The following is a 14147-nucleotide window of genomic DNA, read 5'->3' as shown; positions in this document are numbered from 1 at the left end:
GCGGCAGGGCCCGGCACCCCACCACATGGGGGCCGGGCCCTCGTCCGTGCCCGGGCCACGGCTCCGGACTCCGGGCCACGGCTCCCGGACCCGGGCTCCGGGCTCCCGGGTACGGGCTCCGGGCTACGGGCTCCCGGGTGTGGGCTACGGGCGGAAGCGCAGCACCTGCGGGTCGTGGTCGCTGATCTGGTCGTTGAACTCCGCGTTGATGTGCACGCTGTCGTACTCGAGGCCGCAGCCGCGCCGGATCGACGGGCTGACCAGGATCTGGTCCAGGACCTGGCTGTTGCCCTGGTAGACGTAGGAGTAACGCTCGCTCCGGGGCAGTGACTTGATCGCCGACCACAGCGCGCCGTCGCCCTCGAGGATCTTCGCGGTGTCGGAGAACTCGAAGTCGTTGATATCGCCGAGCGCGACGACGTCCGCGTTCTTCTGGACGTCGAGGACGTCCTTGACGAAGGCGTTCACCAGCGCGGCCTGCTGGTGGCGCTGTGCCTCCGAGCTGCGCGCCACCGGCTGGTACTGCGCGGTCAGTCCCTGGTCGCCGCCCTTGGAGTTGAAGTGGTTGGCGATCACGAAGACCGTGCGGCCGCGGAAGACGAACTCGCCGACCAGTGGCTTGCGGCTGGACTTCCAGGCCGCGTCGGCCGGGGCGATCCGGCCGGGGGAGACCGTCAGGGCCGCCTTGCCTCGCTCCTGGGTGACACCGGCTGCGGTCGTGGCGTCGCCGCCCGAGCGGTCGGTGAAGGAGACGCGCTCCGGGTTGAAGAGGAACACCTGGCGGATGTTGCCGCCCGGCTCACCGCCGTCGGCGTTGTTCGCCGGGTCGATCGAGCGCCAGTCGTACCTCGGGCCGCCCGCCGCGACGATCGCGTCGATCAGCCGGGTGACGGTCCGGCCGGCGGTGACCGTGCCGTCGTTCGTCGCGCCGTTGTCGTCCTGGATCTCCTCCAGGGACACGATGTCGGGCGACTGCAGGTGCTGCACGATCGCGGCGGCGTGCGCGTCGAACGTGGCGTCGGACGGGTCGAGGTTCTCGACGTTGTAGGTCGCGACCGCCAGCTCGCCGTTCGTCTGCTTCCGGGTGGTCTCCCGCTCCAGACCGGCGCTCTCCAGGGTGCCGATCCGGTGGGCGACGAGGGTGTAGCCGCCGAACTGGTTGTAGTCCAGCGGGCCCGCGGTGGTGCCGGTGAGCCGGTCGCCGACGTTCGCCTTCGGGAAGTCCGCGGCCGCGCCGAGCGACTGGATCTGGAGCCGGCCGGTGTTCTGGGAGGCGTACGAGCCGTACAGCGTGCCGCCGCGCGGGGTGCGGTTCTCCCACGGCTTCACCGTGACCCACAACTCGGTGAACGGGTCGGTGGCGCCGACCACGCGGGCGTCGGAGACCTGGACGTTCATGCCCTCCAGGGACTCGTAGAAGTCCAGGGCGTAGGTGCGGGGCTCAAGGGTGAGGCCGTTGATCGAGTTGTTCGCGGCCGCGTCGCCCGCCGGAGCGTACGCCGCCGGGACCGACCGCGCGTCGACGACCGTCGCCGCCGGGACCGGGTTGCCGCCGGAGACGACGGCCACCGTCGGGCGCACGATCTCGGTCAGCGCCTGGTTGCCGGACGAGGTGCCGCCCGGGACGAACTCCGAGACCGTGCCGGTGACGGTGACGGCGTCACCGACGGCGACCTTCGGGACGGAGCTGGTGAAGACGAAGACGCCCTCGCTGGTGGCCGGGTTCGCGTCCGGGTTCGGATCCTGCATCCAGAAACCTCTGGAGGAGCCGTAGGCGCGCACGCCGGTGACGATTCCGGTCACGTCCGTGACCTGCCGGCCGGCGTACGGCGAGATCCGGGTCGTGCCCTGGATGTCGTGGATGCGCACCGAGTCGGCGTGCGCGGGCGAGGCGATGACGACGGTGGACGCGGCGGAGCAGACGGCGGCGACGGTGAGCGCGGCGAGGCGCGCGGAAGACCTGCTGGGCAACGGATTCCCTCCGGGGACGTGCGTGAGCGCCGGGACGAGGGTGAGGCGTGGGACGGACGGCGTGCGCGGCAGGAACGGTGAACACCTGTCCGCCCAACTTCTACGCGCGTCAATCTCCAGCCTGCTCCGCCCAGTTGTCAAGGTTTCGGCCATGTACGGATCCTGACCGGGAGATGAACCGGGCGGCATGGGTGGAAATCCGTCTAGGCTGAGCGACTGAGTGGCACGACGCGTCCTAGGAGAACCAGCCGATGTCAGACAGCTCCCCCCTGCCGCCCGTACGGCTGCACCCCGAAGCGGAGCTGGCGCGCGACGCGCTGTCCACGCCGTTGCTCTCCCGCGCCGTGCGGCTCGCCCGCTGGGCCGGGCCCGACACCCGTGTGGACGCCGGGGGCGGGCTGGTCGAGGAGCAACTGCCCGCCGCCGCCGAGCTGCTGGAGCTCACCGGTGACGAGGCCGCCGCCCACGCGAGCGAGGCCTGGCGGGTCGCCCTGGACGCCGGACTGGTCGAGATCCTCGACGAGGAGGCCGGCACCGTCACCGCCGGCGAGGAACTGTCCCTGCTCACCGGCGGCTCCCCGCACGACGTCCTCGGTGTGTGGCTCTCCGCCCTGGAGGCGGTCCTCGCCGACGCGAGCGTGCCCGACCTCGACGACCTGGTCGACGCCCTCGACGAGGGCGGCGAGGTCGACTTCTCCCGGCTCGACTGGGACCCCGAGGGCGAGGCGGCCTTCCTCGACGGCGTCCTCGGCAACCTGTACCTGCTCACCGCCGGCGAGGACGGCCCCGGCGACGGCCCCGTGCCGCTGCCCGCGCTCGCCGCCTCCATGATCGTCCCCGGCGGCATGGGCGAGCCCAGCAACGACGTCCTGGAGCAGGTCTCCGACGCGATGATGCGCCTCGACGACCAGTTCCGCATCCTGGAGCCGATCGGACTGGTCGACTACCGGCCCGTCGACGAGGCCCTCATGACCGACCCCGACGAGGAACCCGCCGCGTCCGTCGACGAGACCGACGTCTCCCGCTACGGCATGGTCCACCTCACCCCGCTCGGCCGGTACGGTCTCCGGGCCCGGCTGCTGGAGGCCGGCTTCGAGGCCCCCGCCGTCGGCGACCTCTCCGACAAGGGCGCCGACGTCCTCCTCGACGGCAGCGCCTCCTACGGTCCGCGCGCCGCCCGCGCCGAGACCGAGCAGTGGCTGGACCGCCGCGAACCCGTCGCCGCGGCACGGGAGTTGCTCTCCGCCGCCCGTGGCTCCGACCCGGGCGCGCCCCTGCGCCGGCTGCGCTGCCAGCAGGCCCTCTCCCTCGTGGGCGCGCAGGCCGAACCGGCGGTGCGGGAGGTCCTCGACGACCCCGAACTCGGCGGCCTGGCCCGCGTCTGGCTGACCGAGCTGGGCGCCCCCGACGTCCCCGCCCCCTCCGAGGACATGGTCTTCTGGCTCACGATCGACACGGTGGCCGCGCAGCTCGCCGCCGAGGGCAACTCGGAGGAGCTCCAGGCCCTCGTCGAGGGACTCGCCCGGCAGCACGGCGGCTTCTTCGCGGCGGCCTGGCGCGTGGAACACCCGGCCACCGCCGACGTCCTGGAGGCGATGGGCCGCCTGCACCCCGACAAGAAGGTCGCCAAGGAGGCCCGCAAGGCCGCGTTCAAGGCGCGCTCGCAACAGGGCGGCTGAGGGGGCCTTGTACCGTGCCCGCCCGGGCCGCGCGGCCTGGTACCGCAGCTCGCCGCGTTGCCCCTGGTAGCTCCGCCACCAGGGGCTTTCGGCGACGCGGCGAGCGTGCGTGCCGGGCGTCGCGCGCCGGGCTCCCCTTCTGTTCGGAGCTCTGAGGGCGCCCGCGGGCGGGGCACGGGTTCACGCAAGCGGGGCCCCGGCAGCAGCCCAGCGTTCAGGTCCCGTTCAGACATGGGCGGGACGGTGTCGCCGACCGAGGTCCGCCACCCTCCACGGCATACCCACCGTCTCAGGAGACACCATGTCGCTCACCCGCAGGGACTTCGCCAGAACCTCCGCGATCACCGGTGCCGGTGTCGCGCTGGCGGGCAGCGTCGGCGCCCTCGCCACCGCACCGAACGCCCTCGCCTCCACGGACATCGACGACGCCGGGAGCGAGCAGCGGGAGTCGACGGCCGCGCACACCGGAGTCGGCTACGGCCCGCTGCTTCCCGACCCCCGGGGCATCCTCGCCCTCCCCGCCGGCTTCAGCTACGAGATCATCACCTACAGCGGGAAGACCCGGCTGGAGTCCGGCGAGTTCACCCCTTCCAACCACGACGGCACGGCCGCCTTCGACGGCCCGCGCGGCACCACCCTCCTCGTCAACAACCACGAACTGAAGGGCCCGCGCGCCAAGTGGGCGCACCCGGTGCCGCTCATCGAGGGCCTCGTCTACGACCCGGCCGCCGCCGGCGGCTGCACCGTCGTCGAGGTCCGCCCCGACGGACGGGTCGCCGAGTGGGTCGGCATCGCCGGCACCTCCACCAACTGCGCCGGCGGCCGCACCTCCTGGGGCACCTGGCTGACCTGCGAGGAGAACTCCGACCGGGCCGGCAGGAACGGCATGACCAAGGACCACGGCTACGTCTTCGAGGTCGACCCCTGCGACCGGCGCGCCAACCGCGACCCCAAGCCGCTGAAGTTCTTCGGCCGCTACGACCACGAGGCCGTCGTCATCGACCCCAAGCGCGGCCACGCCTACCTCACCGAGGACGCCGCGGGCCCCAACGGCCTCCTCTACCGCTGGGTCCCGCCGCAGGGCTTCGAACACGGCCGCGGCAGGCTGCGCACCCTCGCCGACGACGCCGGCGTCCTGCAGGCGCCCAAGTGCTTCGACTCCGGCGGCCAGTTCGTCGACGACCTCTCCCGCGCCACGAAGACCGGCACGGTGTACGGCGTCGACTGGATCGACGTCCCCGACCGCGACGGCAGGACGGTCGATGTGCGCAAGCAGTTCGGCGCCGGCGAGATCACCCGCGCCCGCAAGCTCGAGGGCATGTGGTGGGCCGACGGCGGCGCCTACGTCGTCTCCTCGTACGCCCGTGACGAGAGCCCCGAACAGCACGACGGCCAGGTCTGGTTCTACGACCCGAAGCGGCGGACGCTGACGCTGAAGGTCCTCCTCGGGGTCAACCCCGACCCGTCCGCCGACGGTGCCTTCGACGGCCCCGACAACATCACCGTCTCCCCTTACGGCGGTCTGGTCATCGCCGAGGACGGCGAGGGCGTCCAGCATCTGTTCGGCGCCACCGACAGCGGCCGCACCTACCCCATAGCCCGCAACGAACTCAACATCGGCACCGAGGAGGAGCCGGAGTACAGCGAGTTCGCCGGCGTCACCTTCTCACCCGACGGGCGGACCCTGTACGCCAGCATCCAGACCCCGGGCATCATGCTCGCCGTCACCGGGCCGTGGAAGCGGCAGAAGCGCCGCTGAACCACCGTGGGGCCCGCACGCGGTGCGCGTGCGGGCCCTTGTTCGGCCTGTCATTGACATCTAACATGTCAGTTATGGAACCTCTTCGACCGGTGCCCCGCACCCTCCTCAGGGACCGCGCCTACGCGGCCATCCGGGACGCCATCGTCGTCGGGGACATCGCGCCCGGCACGGTGGTGCGCGACGCCGATCTTGCCGAGCGGCTCGGGCTGTCCCGGGCGCCGGTGCGGGAGGCCTTCTCGCGACTGGTGGACGAAGGGCTGCTGGAGAGCAAACCGCAGAGCTACACCCGGGTCACCCCGGTCGTCGCCGCCGACGTGCGCGACGCGGCGGCCGTCGTCGGGGCCATGCACGAGCTGGTCACCCGGGTCGCCGTGCCCCGGCTCTTCGCCGCGGACGTCGAGGCGATGCGCGCGGCCAACGAACGGTTCGCCGCCGCCGTGAGCAGCGGGGACGTGGACGCCGCCCTGCGTGCCGACGACGCACTGCACGACGTCCTGGTCCGGGTCAGCGGCAACCGCGCCGCCGCCGCGACCGTCGCCCGCTACACCCCCCTCATCCGGCGGCTGGAACGGCGGCGCTTCGGCGAGGGCGGCACCTGCCGCTCGGCCGGGCTGCACGACCGGCTGATCCGGGCGTGCGCCGACGGCGACGCGGACGAGGCGGTCCGGGTCACCGCCGAGATCTGGCGCACCCTCGCCGACCTGGCCGACACCGACTGAGCCAAGGAGGCTCCATGGCCCTCTCCTCCCACGAGCGTTACCCCCTCCTCTTCGGTCCCTCGCCCGTGCACCCGCTGCACCGCCTGACGGAACACCTCGGCGGCGCCTCGCTGTGGGCCAAGCGCGAGGACTGCAACTCCGGTGTCGCCTACGGCGGGAACAAGACGCGCAAGCTGGAGTACCTGGTCGCCGACGCGCTCGCCCAGGGCTGCGACACGCTCGTGTCGATCGGCGGAGTGCAGTCCAACCACACCCGGCAGGTCGCCGCCGTCGCCGCCCGGGCCGGGCTCCGTTGCGTCCTGGTGCAGGAGAGCTGGGTGCAGTGGCCCGACCCCGTGTACGACAAGGTCGGCAACATCCTGCTCAGCCGGCTCGCCGGGGCCGACGTACGGCTGGTGCGCGCGGGCTTCGGGATCGGCTTCAAGGAGAGCTGGGAGCAGGCGCTCAGGGAGGTCGAGGAGGCGGGCGGCAAGCCGTACGCCATTCCGGCCGGCGCCTCCGACCATCCGCTGGGCGGCCTCGGCTTCGCCGGGTGGGCGTACGAGGTCGCCGAGCAGGAACGGCAGGCGGGCGTCTTCTTCGACACCGTGATCGTCTGCTCGGTCACCGGGTCGACCCAGGCCGGCATGGTCGCGGGGTTCGCGGCGCTCGAGGAGGCGGGCGGGCGGCCCCGGCGGGTGATCGGGATCGACGCCTCGGCCAGGCCCGCCGAGACCCGGGCGCAGATCGCCCGCATCGCCGACCGCACCGGCCGGCTCATCGGGGTGGGGCGGGAGCTGACCGAGGCGGACGTCGAACTGGACGAGCGCTACCACGCCGGTGTCTACGGCGTCCCCGACGAGGCCACCCTGGAGGCGATGCGGCTCGCCGCGCGGACCGAGGGCATGATCACCGACCCGGTCTACGAGGGCAAGTCGATGGCCGGGCTCGTCGACCTGGTCGCACGCGGCGAGATCGCACGCGACTCCACCGTGCTCTACGCCCACCTCGGCGGGCAGCCGGCGCTGAACGCCTACAGCGCGCTGTTCTAGCCCGCGGCCACCCGGTGCGCGCTCGGTACCATACGGAGGGTGTCCCCGGCTCGCGAGGAGTATCTGGATGGCGCAGGTCAGGCCCATGCGTGCGGACGCTCGGCGCAACTACGAGCGGCTGCTGAGCGCGGCGGCGGACGCCTTCGCGGAGCATGGGGAGAACGCCTCCCTCGACGACATCGCCAAACGGGCGGGGGTCGGCTCCGGCACGCTCTACCGGCACTTCCCGAACCGGCACGCGCTGCTGGAGGCCGTGCACGTCGGCCGGATCGAGGCGCTCGCGGCGCGGGCCGGTGAGCTCGCCGGGGAACTGCCGCCGGGCGAGGCGCTGGGGGCGTGGCTCGACGAGGTCTGCGTGACGACGATCCAGGTGCGGGGTCTGAAGGCGCTGATGGGCTCGGCCGTCATGGACACCGGTCCGATGGCGGTCACGGAGTGCGGCACCGTCCTCAAACAGGCGTCGGCCGCCCTGGTGGAGGCGGCACAGCGGGAGGGGTCGCTGCGGCGGGACGTCGAGCCGGTCGAGGTGCTGCGGCTGGCGCACGGCATCGCCACGGCGTCGGAGCTGGCCGACGGAGAGGGCACGCACATCCGCCGCTACCTGGCGCTGCTGACGGAGGGCCTGCGCCCGAGGGCCACGGACTGACGACAGCTCGGCCCTGTCTCGCGGCGCCCAGCCACAGCGCCGGTCACCCGGCCCGCGGGCACAGACCGCGCGCAGCTCGCCCCGGCCTCGCGGGCGCAACGGGACGCAGCTCGCCCCGATCCTGCGGCGCGCGGACCGAACGCCGGTCGCCCCGACCTCGTGGCACGGAGACCGCGCGCTGCTCGCCCCGGCCTCGCGGAGCGCAGGCCGGACCCGGCGGGTCTCGACCCTGCGGCCCGCAGACCGCGTGCTGCCTGCTTCGGCCTCGCGGCGCGCAGACGGCGCGCAGCTCGCCGTCGGACTGTCGGCGGACGGGTCGGACGCCGGGTGCCCCCGTCGTGGGGGCACCCTGGGCGCGTACCGGTCGGGTCAGAGCGCCTGGGCCGCGGGCTTCACCATGTTGCGGACCGTGCGGGCCTTCACGAACTGGCCCATGGCCGTCATCTCCCACTCGCCGGAGAACTGCCGGATCAGCTTCGCCATCATCACGCCGGTCTGCGGCTCGGCGCCGGTCAGGTCGAAGCGGACCAGCTCCTCGCCGGTCGAGGCGTCCAGCAGGCGGCAGTAGGCCTTGGCGACCTCCGTGAACTTCTGGCCGGAGAAGGAGTTGACCGTGAAGACCAGACCGGACACGTCCTGCGGGAGACGGCCCAGGTCGACGGTGATCACCTCGTCGTCGCCGCCGCCCTCGCCGGTGAGGTTGTCACCGGAGTGCCGGATCGCGCCGTTGACGATGGTCAGCTTGCCGAAGTAGCAGCTGTCGATGTGGTTGCGCTGCGGGCCGTAGGCGATGACCGAGGCGTCCAGGTCGATGTCCTTGCCGCGGTACGCCGGCTCCCAGCCCAGGCCCATCTTGACCTGCGAGAGCAGCGGGCGGCCGCCCTTCATGAGGGACACGGTCTGGTTCTTCTGGAGGCTGACGCGCCCCTTGTCGAGGTTGATCTTCCCAGTGCCGGGGGCGGGCGCCGGCGGGGCCGGGGGAGCGGCCGGGGCCGGCGGCTGCACGGCGACCGGCGCGGCGGGCGGCGCGGGCGGGGCGGCCGGCTGCGGTGGGGCGGCGGGGGCGGCCGCGGCGGGCTCCTCGACCGTGACGCCGAAGTCGGTGGCGATGCCGGCCAGGCCGTCGGCGTAGCCCTGACCCACGGCGCGGGCCTTCCACGCGCCGTTGCGCAGGTAGATCTCCACGACGACCAGCGCCGTCTCGTCGCCGAGCTGCGGAGGCGTGAAGGTCGCCAGGACGGTGTTGTCGTCCGCGTTGCGGATCGTGGCCGTCGGTTCGACGCCCCGGAAGGTCTGGCCCGCGGCGTCCGGGCTCGCGGTGACCACGATCTTCTCGATGCCCGGGGGGAGCGCGGAGGTGTCGACCGTGATCGCGTCGGGGGACGCGCCGCCGCCGGAGCGGTACGTCACACCCGGGCCGCTCGGCTGGTTGTAGAAGATGAAGTCGTCGTCGGAGCGCACCTTGCCGTCGGCGGTGAGCAGCAGGCCCGAAACGTCGAGCCGCACGGGGGCGGCGACGTCCACCGCCACGCGGGTGACGGGGAGGGGGATGTTCGAGCCGGGGGTCATAGCTGTCATGCCGGGTGAACGAGCGGCGGCGTTTTGCCGTTCCCTTACCTGCGGTCCGATCGCCCGAACGCTCCACGGCACGTCCCTCGCGGCAGCACGGCGATCCTCCGGCCGGCCCCGCACGGAACTGCCCGGACGCCCGGGCAGCGCTCCGGCGGGACGCGGTCGCCGATGAGGACGCACGGGGCCGGGACCCCGCTCTCGGGCCGCTTCGGCTGAGCGTCGCCCCCTCGCGGTGCTGCACCGCGAACGGCTCCGCCGCACGCTCGAAGCGGTGCGGGACCGCCCTGCGGCCGGTGACGGGAAGGGCGGTGGCGGTGCGGCGGACGCGACGGCGGCCGGCGCGACGGCGGGCGTCTCCGCGGGCGTCCGGGGATCAGTACGGCCAGATCGGCGGGTCGCTGACGAAATGGCCGCCGAGGTGGGCGTGCGCGATGTTCTCCGGGTCCAGCTCGCCCTGCTCGGCGACGAGCTTCTCGGCGTACGGCTCGGAGTCGTCCCGCGGTTCGTAGCCGAGGGCCCGTGCGCTGGTCAGGTCCCACCACAGGCGGGTGTTGGCGGAGGAGCCGTAGACGACGGTGTGGCCGACCTCCTCGGCGGTCAGGGCCGCGTGGAACAGGCGGGCTCCGTCGGCGGGGCTCATCCACAGCGACAGCATCCGCACGCTGGTCGGCTCGGGGAAGCAGGAGCCGATGCGCACCGAGACCGTCTCCAGGCCGTGCTTGTCCCAGTAGAACTGGGCGAGGTCCTCGCCGAAGGACTTCGACAGGCCGTAGAAGGTGTCGGGGCGGCGCGGGGTGTCGACGGGGATCAGCGGGTCGTCGCCCCCGGGGCGGGGGGTGAAGCCCACCGCGTGGTTGGAGGAGGCGAAGACGACGCGCCCGACGCCCTCCTCGCGGGCCGCCTCGTACAGGTGGTAGGTGCCCTCGATGTTCGCCCGGAGGATCTTCTCGAAGGGGGCTTCCAGGGAGATGCCCGCGAGGTGGATGATCGCGTCGACGCCCCGCACGGCCTCCCGTACGGCGTCCCGGTCCGCGAGGTCGGCGACGATCGCGTCCGGTTCGCCCTCGACGGGACGCAGGTCGAGCAGGCGCAGCGTGTAGCCGTAGCCCGGGAGCAGGTCCCGCATCAGGGTGCCGAGCCCTCCGGCGGCGCCGGTGAGCAGGACGGTGCGCGGTGCGGGCATCCCGGGGTCTCCTTGGATCTCACGGCCGTATGTGTGGACGTCATTCACATGCGTGGACACGCTAGGGATCTCTCGTGTGCTCCGTCAAGGGGCGCGCGGAGTCGATAAGTCCCCTCCTGATCGGCCGTTGGGGTGCTTGACCGGGCCTGATCGGCTCCCTAGGGTGAGATTCGTTCAGAAATGTGGACAGTGATCAGAATAATGCACGCGCCGTCGCCCCAGGGAGAGTCCGTGACGTCCGCCCCGCTCGCCGCACGCCTCCGCGTCCCCAGCGGACCGCTGTTCTTCCCGGTCACCGCCTTCGGCCCGGACGGCGACCTCGACCTCGACACCTACCGCGCGCACGTCCGCCGGGGTGTCGACGCGGGCGCGGCCGCCGTCTTCGCCTGCTGCGGCACCGGGGAGTTCCACGCGCTCACCCCGGAGGAGTTCGAGCGGTGCGTACGGGCCGCCGTCGAGGAGACGGCCGGCCGCGTGCCGGTCGTCGCGGGCGCCGGCTACGGCACCGCGCTCGCCGTGCGCTACGCGCGCCTCGCGCACGCGGCCGGCGCGGACGGACTGCTCGCGCTGCCGCCCTACCTCGTCGTCGCCGGCCAGGAGGGACTGCTGCGCCACTACCGGGAGGTGGCCGCCGCGACGCCGCTCCCGGTCATCGTCTACCAGCGTGACAACGTCGTCCTGACCCCGGACACCGCCGTCGCGCTGGCCCGCACCGAGGGCGTCGTCGGGCTCAAGGACGGCCTCGGCGACCTCGGCCTCGTGCAGCGGATCGTCAGCGCCGTGCGCACCGAGGTGCCGGGCGACTTCCTCTACTTCAACGGCCTGCCCACCGCCGAACAGACCCAGCTCGCCTATCACGGCATCGGCGTCACGCTCTACTCCTCGGCCGTCTTCTGCTTCGCCCCCGAGATCGCCCTCGCCTTCCACCGCGCGCTCACCACCGGCGACACCGCCACCGCCCACCGCCTGCTGGACGGCTTCTACCACCCGTTCGTCGAGCTGCGCGCCCAGGGCCGCGGCTACGCCGTCTCCCTGGTGAAGGCCGGAGTCCGGCTGCGCGGGCTGGACGTGGGGGAGGTCCGGCCCCCGCTGCACGAGCCGAGCGAGGACCATGTCAAGCAGCTCGCTCAGATCGTCGAGCGCGGATACGCGCTGCTCGAAGAGGACACGACGGAGGACAAGTGAAGGCGTCGACATTCGTCTACCCCTGGGACGTCAACGGGGATCCGGAGGCCCCGGCCCGCATCGCCGCGCTCGGGGTGAACCAGGCGACCCTCGCCTCCGCCTACCACTCCACCCGCGCCCTCACCCCGCGCCACCCCCGCCACCGGATCGTCACCGCCGAGTACGCCGCCGTGCTCTACCCCACCGGCCGGCGCTGGGAGGGCCGCACCCTGCGCCCGCACCCGGCCGGCGACTGGGCCCCGGGCGACGCCTGGGGCGAGGCCGCCGCCGCGCTGGCGCGGGCCGGCCTGGAGGTGCACACCTGGGTGGTCCTCGCGCACAACTCCCGCCTGGGCGCCGAACACCCCGGCACCTCCGTCGTCAACGCCTACGGCGACCGCTACCCGTGGGCGCCGTGCATCGCCCAGCCCGCCACGCGCGCGTACCTCGTCGACCTCGCCGTCGAGGCCGCCGTACGGCCCGGGGCGCGCGGCACCGAACTGGAGTCCCTCGGCTGGTACGGCCTGCAGCACCTGCACGCCCACGACAAGACCGCGGGGGTCGGCCTGGGCGAGGCCGGGCAGTACCTGATGGCCCTCTGCTTCTGCCCGGCCTGCCGGGAGGGCTACGGCGCCCACGGCCTGGACGCCGACGAGCTGGCGGCCGCCGTCCGGAGCGCGCTGGAGCCGCTGTGGCAGGGCGCGCCCGACGACGAGGGCTGGGCGGGCGTCGAGAAGCTGCTCGGGCAGGAGACGGCGGCGATCACGCGCGCGTGGCGCGACGCGACCGCCCGCACGCTCCAGGAGGCCGCCGTCACCGCCGTCCGGGGGGCGGCGCCGGACGGCTTCCGCATCCTGCTGCACGCCGACCCGGTGACCCACCGCGTCGGAGCCAACCCCGGCGTCGACCCCGCCCACATCCTGAGCGTCGCGGACGGCGTCGTCGTCCCCTGCGCGGGCGGCCCCGGCCTGCTCACCCCCTTCGCCGAACAGCGCCGCCCGCAGGCCGTGATCGCCGCCAACCTCACCGTCGTCTCCGGCATGGGAGGCAGCCCCGGCACGCTCGCGGCCGACGCGGCCCGCGCCCGGGAGCTCGGGGCCACGGAGATCCGGCTGTATCACGCCGGGTTGGCGTCGGACGCAGACCTGGAGGCCGTGCGCAAGGGGCTCAGCGCGCTCTGAGCCAGCGTCGCGAGCTGCGCCGCTCCCAGCACGGCCAGCAGCAGCCGGTGGCCGACCGGTTCGACCAGGGCCGCCCCCACGGCCAGCCCCACCGCGTTCGGCGCGAACATCACGGTGTGGGCGGTGGCGGCGGCCCGGCCGAGCAGCCGGTCGGGTGTCTCCCGCTGGACGGCGGTGAGCGCGGCGATCAGCACACAGGGCAGCCCGGCGCCGATCGCCGCGCTGCACACCAGGGCCACCGCGTCGGACGGCACCGCCCGCAGCGCCACCGCCGCCCCGGTCAGCGCGATGCCGGCCGCCGCGAACCGCCGCTCGCCCAGTCGGCGCAGACCGGCACCGCCCAGCAGCCCGACCGCGACCGAGCCGGCGCCCTGCACGGCGTAGAGCACGCCGGTGTACGCGGGGGAGTGGCCGAGGCCCTCGACGACGGCGTGGATCAGCGCGCCGTTGACGCCCGCGAACAGCATCGTCGTACCGCCGGCCAGGACCAGGGGCCGCAGCCGCGGGTTTCGCCACAGGTGCCGGGCGCCCTGCGCCGTCCGCTCCCGCCAGCCGGTCGTCGGCGCCTCGGGGCGGTCCTCACGCACCCGCACGCACGCGTACAGCAGTGCCGCGCCCAGGAAGGTCACCGCGTCCAGCACGGCCACGCCCGGCCCGCCGTACGCCGCGTAGACACCGGCACCCGCCAGCGGGGCCAGCAGTTTCATGCCCTCGACGGCCGTGGTGCGCAGGCCGTTGAAGTCGCCCAGCAGATCGAGGGCGACGGCACCGGCCACCAGCGCCGACGTGGCCGCCTCGTGGACGACGGACACCGCGCCGTAGACCAGCAGCACCGTGAACAGCAGCCACAGGCCGTCCGGGGAGCGGACGGCGAGGAGGGCGGGCAGCAGGGCCGCCAGGAACAGGTCGAGCCCGATGAGCAGAGGCTTGCGGCGCACGCGGTCGGCGAGCGCGCCCAGCGCGGGGCCGGCCGCCGTCGGCGCCCACAGGGCGAACGCGCACAGCGCGGCCAGCCCGTCCGAGCCGGTGAGGTCCTTGACCCACACCCCGCAGGCCAGCCACAGCGCGGAGGTCCCGAACCCGGAGAGCAGCAGGGCCGCGAGGTACAGCGCCGCGTCGCGGTCGCGCAGGACACGGACCGCGGACCATCGCGTCGTCCGCGACGTCGCCGTTGTCGTCGTCTTCGTCGTCATGTCCGGTCATCGTGGTCCTGAGGCACCCGGCCGGACATCGGGCACT

At 73.6% G+C, this 14147-nt stretch carries 11 protein-coding genes; 7 read left to right on the top strand and 4 right to left on the bottom strand.

Annotated features, from left to right (window positions below):
• Positions 1-144: 144 nt before the first annotated feature.
• On the bottom strand, positions 145-1971 hold the full coding sequence (locus ACZ4YY_RS00675; RefSeq protein ID WP_468281956.1) for an endonuclease/exonuclease/phosphatase family protein: 1827 nt from the start codon (positions 1969-1971) through the stop codon (positions 145-147).
• 251 nt (positions 1972-2222) lie between these two features.
• On the opposite strand from ACZ4YY_RS00675, the gene ACZ4YY_RS00670 reads away from it, so the two are divergent.
• From ACZ4YY_RS00670 to ACZ4YY_RS00650, 5 genes are all read left to right on the top strand, one after another.
• A complete protein-coding gene (locus ACZ4YY_RS00670) occupies positions 2223-3650 on the top strand; it encodes a hypothetical protein (protein WP_468281954.1) in 1428 nt (475 codons plus the stop codon).
• 301 nt (positions 3651-3951) lie between these two features.
• Entirely contained in the window at positions 3952-5409 is a 1458-nt protein-coding gene (locus ACZ4YY_RS00665; RefSeq protein WP_468281952.1) for an alkaline phosphatase PhoX, read from the top strand.
• A 74-nt stretch (positions 5410-5483) separates the two neighbouring features.
• Positions 5484-6131: a GntR family transcriptional regulator gene (locus tag ACZ4YY_RS00660; RefSeq protein ID WP_468281950.1), complete on the top strand. Its 648-nt coding sequence runs from the start codon at positions 5484-5486 to the stop codon at positions 6129-6131.
• Positions 6132-6145: 14 nt separating this feature from the next.
• Positions 6146-7162, top strand: coding sequence for a 1-aminocyclopropane-1-carboxylate deaminase (locus tag ACZ4YY_RS00655; protein WP_468281948.1), 1017 nt, complete (start codon positions 6146-6148; stop codon positions 7160-7162).
• Positions 7163-7229: 67 nt separating this feature from the next.
• Positions 7230-7808: a TetR/AcrR family transcriptional regulator gene (locus ACZ4YY_RS00650; RefSeq protein ID WP_468281946.1), complete on the top strand. Its 579-nt coding sequence runs from the start codon at positions 7230-7232 to the stop codon at positions 7806-7808.
• Positions 7809-8177: 369 nt separating this feature from the next.
• Here the strand turns inward: ACZ4YY_RS00650 and ACZ4YY_RS00645 are convergent, their stop codons facing one another.
• Both ACZ4YY_RS00645 and ACZ4YY_RS00640 read right to left on the bottom strand, forming a co-directional pair.
• The gene (locus ACZ4YY_RS00645) at positions 8178-9377 is read right to left on the bottom strand and encodes a TerD family protein (RefSeq protein ID WP_468281944.1); all 1200 of its coding nucleotides are present in this window, start codon (positions 9375-9377) and stop codon (positions 8178-8180) included.
• Between the two features lie 376 nt (positions 9378-9753).
• Positions 9754-10563 carry an NAD-dependent epimerase/dehydratase family protein gene (locus ACZ4YY_RS00640; protein WP_468281942.1) on the bottom strand — a complete coding sequence of 270 codons (810 nt, stop codon included), beginning with the start codon at positions 10561-10563 and terminating at the stop codon, positions 9754-9756.
• A 231-nt stretch (positions 10564-10794) separates the two neighbouring features.
• Between ACZ4YY_RS00640 and ACZ4YY_RS00635 the strand changes: the two genes are divergently transcribed.
• Both ACZ4YY_RS00635 and ACZ4YY_RS00630 read left to right on the top strand, forming a co-directional pair.
• Positions 10795-11748, top strand: coding sequence for a 5-dehydro-4-deoxyglucarate dehydratase (locus tag ACZ4YY_RS00635; protein ID WP_468281940.1), 954 nt, complete (start codon positions 10795-10797; stop codon positions 11746-11748).
• Positions 11745-12908 carry a hypothetical protein gene (locus ACZ4YY_RS00630; protein WP_468281938.1) on the top strand — a complete coding sequence of 388 codons (1164 nt, stop codon included), beginning with the start codon at positions 11745-11747 and terminating at the stop codon, positions 12906-12908. The genes ACZ4YY_RS00635 and ACZ4YY_RS00630 overlap by 4 nt, the downstream gene beginning before the upstream one ends.
• On the opposite strand, the gene ACZ4YY_RS00625 is transcribed toward ACZ4YY_RS00630, so the two are convergent.
• Positions 12845-14101 carry an MFS transporter gene (locus ACZ4YY_RS00625; RefSeq protein WP_468281936.1) on the bottom strand — a complete coding sequence of 419 codons (1257 nt, stop codon included), beginning with the start codon at positions 14099-14101 and terminating at the stop codon, positions 12845-12847. The genes ACZ4YY_RS00630 and ACZ4YY_RS00625 overlap by 64 nt on opposite strands.
• Positions 14102-14147 lie beyond the last annotated feature (46 nt).

This window comes from Streptomyces sp. NPDC030143 (assembly GCF_055573695.1).
The sequence above is the reverse complement of the archived record's forward strand: the minus strand, read 5'-3'. Positions and strand labels throughout refer to the sequence as shown.

Coding starts and splice junctions, on each gene's coding strand:
- ACZ4YY_RS00660 (WP_468281950.1), top strand. CDS start 5,484: ATGGAACCTCTTCGACCGGTGCCCCGCACCCTCCTCAGGGACCGCGCC.
- ACZ4YY_RS00645 (WP_468281944.1), bottom strand. CDS start 9,377: ATGACCCCCGGCTCGAACATCCCCCTCCCCGTCACCCGCGTGGCGGTG.
- ACZ4YY_RS00625 (WP_468281936.1), bottom strand. CDS start 14,101: ATGACGACGAAGACGACGACAACGGCGACGTCGCGGACGACGCGATGG.
- ACZ4YY_RS00665 (WP_468281952.1), top strand. CDS start 3,952: ATGTCGCTCACCCGCAGGGACTTCGCCAGAACCTCCGCGATCACCGGT.
- ACZ4YY_RS00640 (WP_468281942.1), bottom strand. CDS start 10,563: ATGCCCGCACCGCGCACCGTCCTGCTCACCGGCGCCGCCGGAGGGCTC.
- ACZ4YY_RS00650 (WP_468281946.1), top strand. CDS start 7,230: ATGGCGCAGGTCAGGCCCATGCGTGCGGACGCTCGGCGCAACTACGAG.
- ACZ4YY_RS00655 (WP_468281948.1), top strand. CDS start 6,146: ATGGCCCTCTCCTCCCACGAGCGTTACCCCCTCCTCTTCGGTCCCTCG.
- ACZ4YY_RS00670 (WP_468281954.1), top strand. CDS start 2,223: ATGTCAGACAGCTCCCCCCTGCCGCCCGTACGGCTGCACCCCGAAGCG.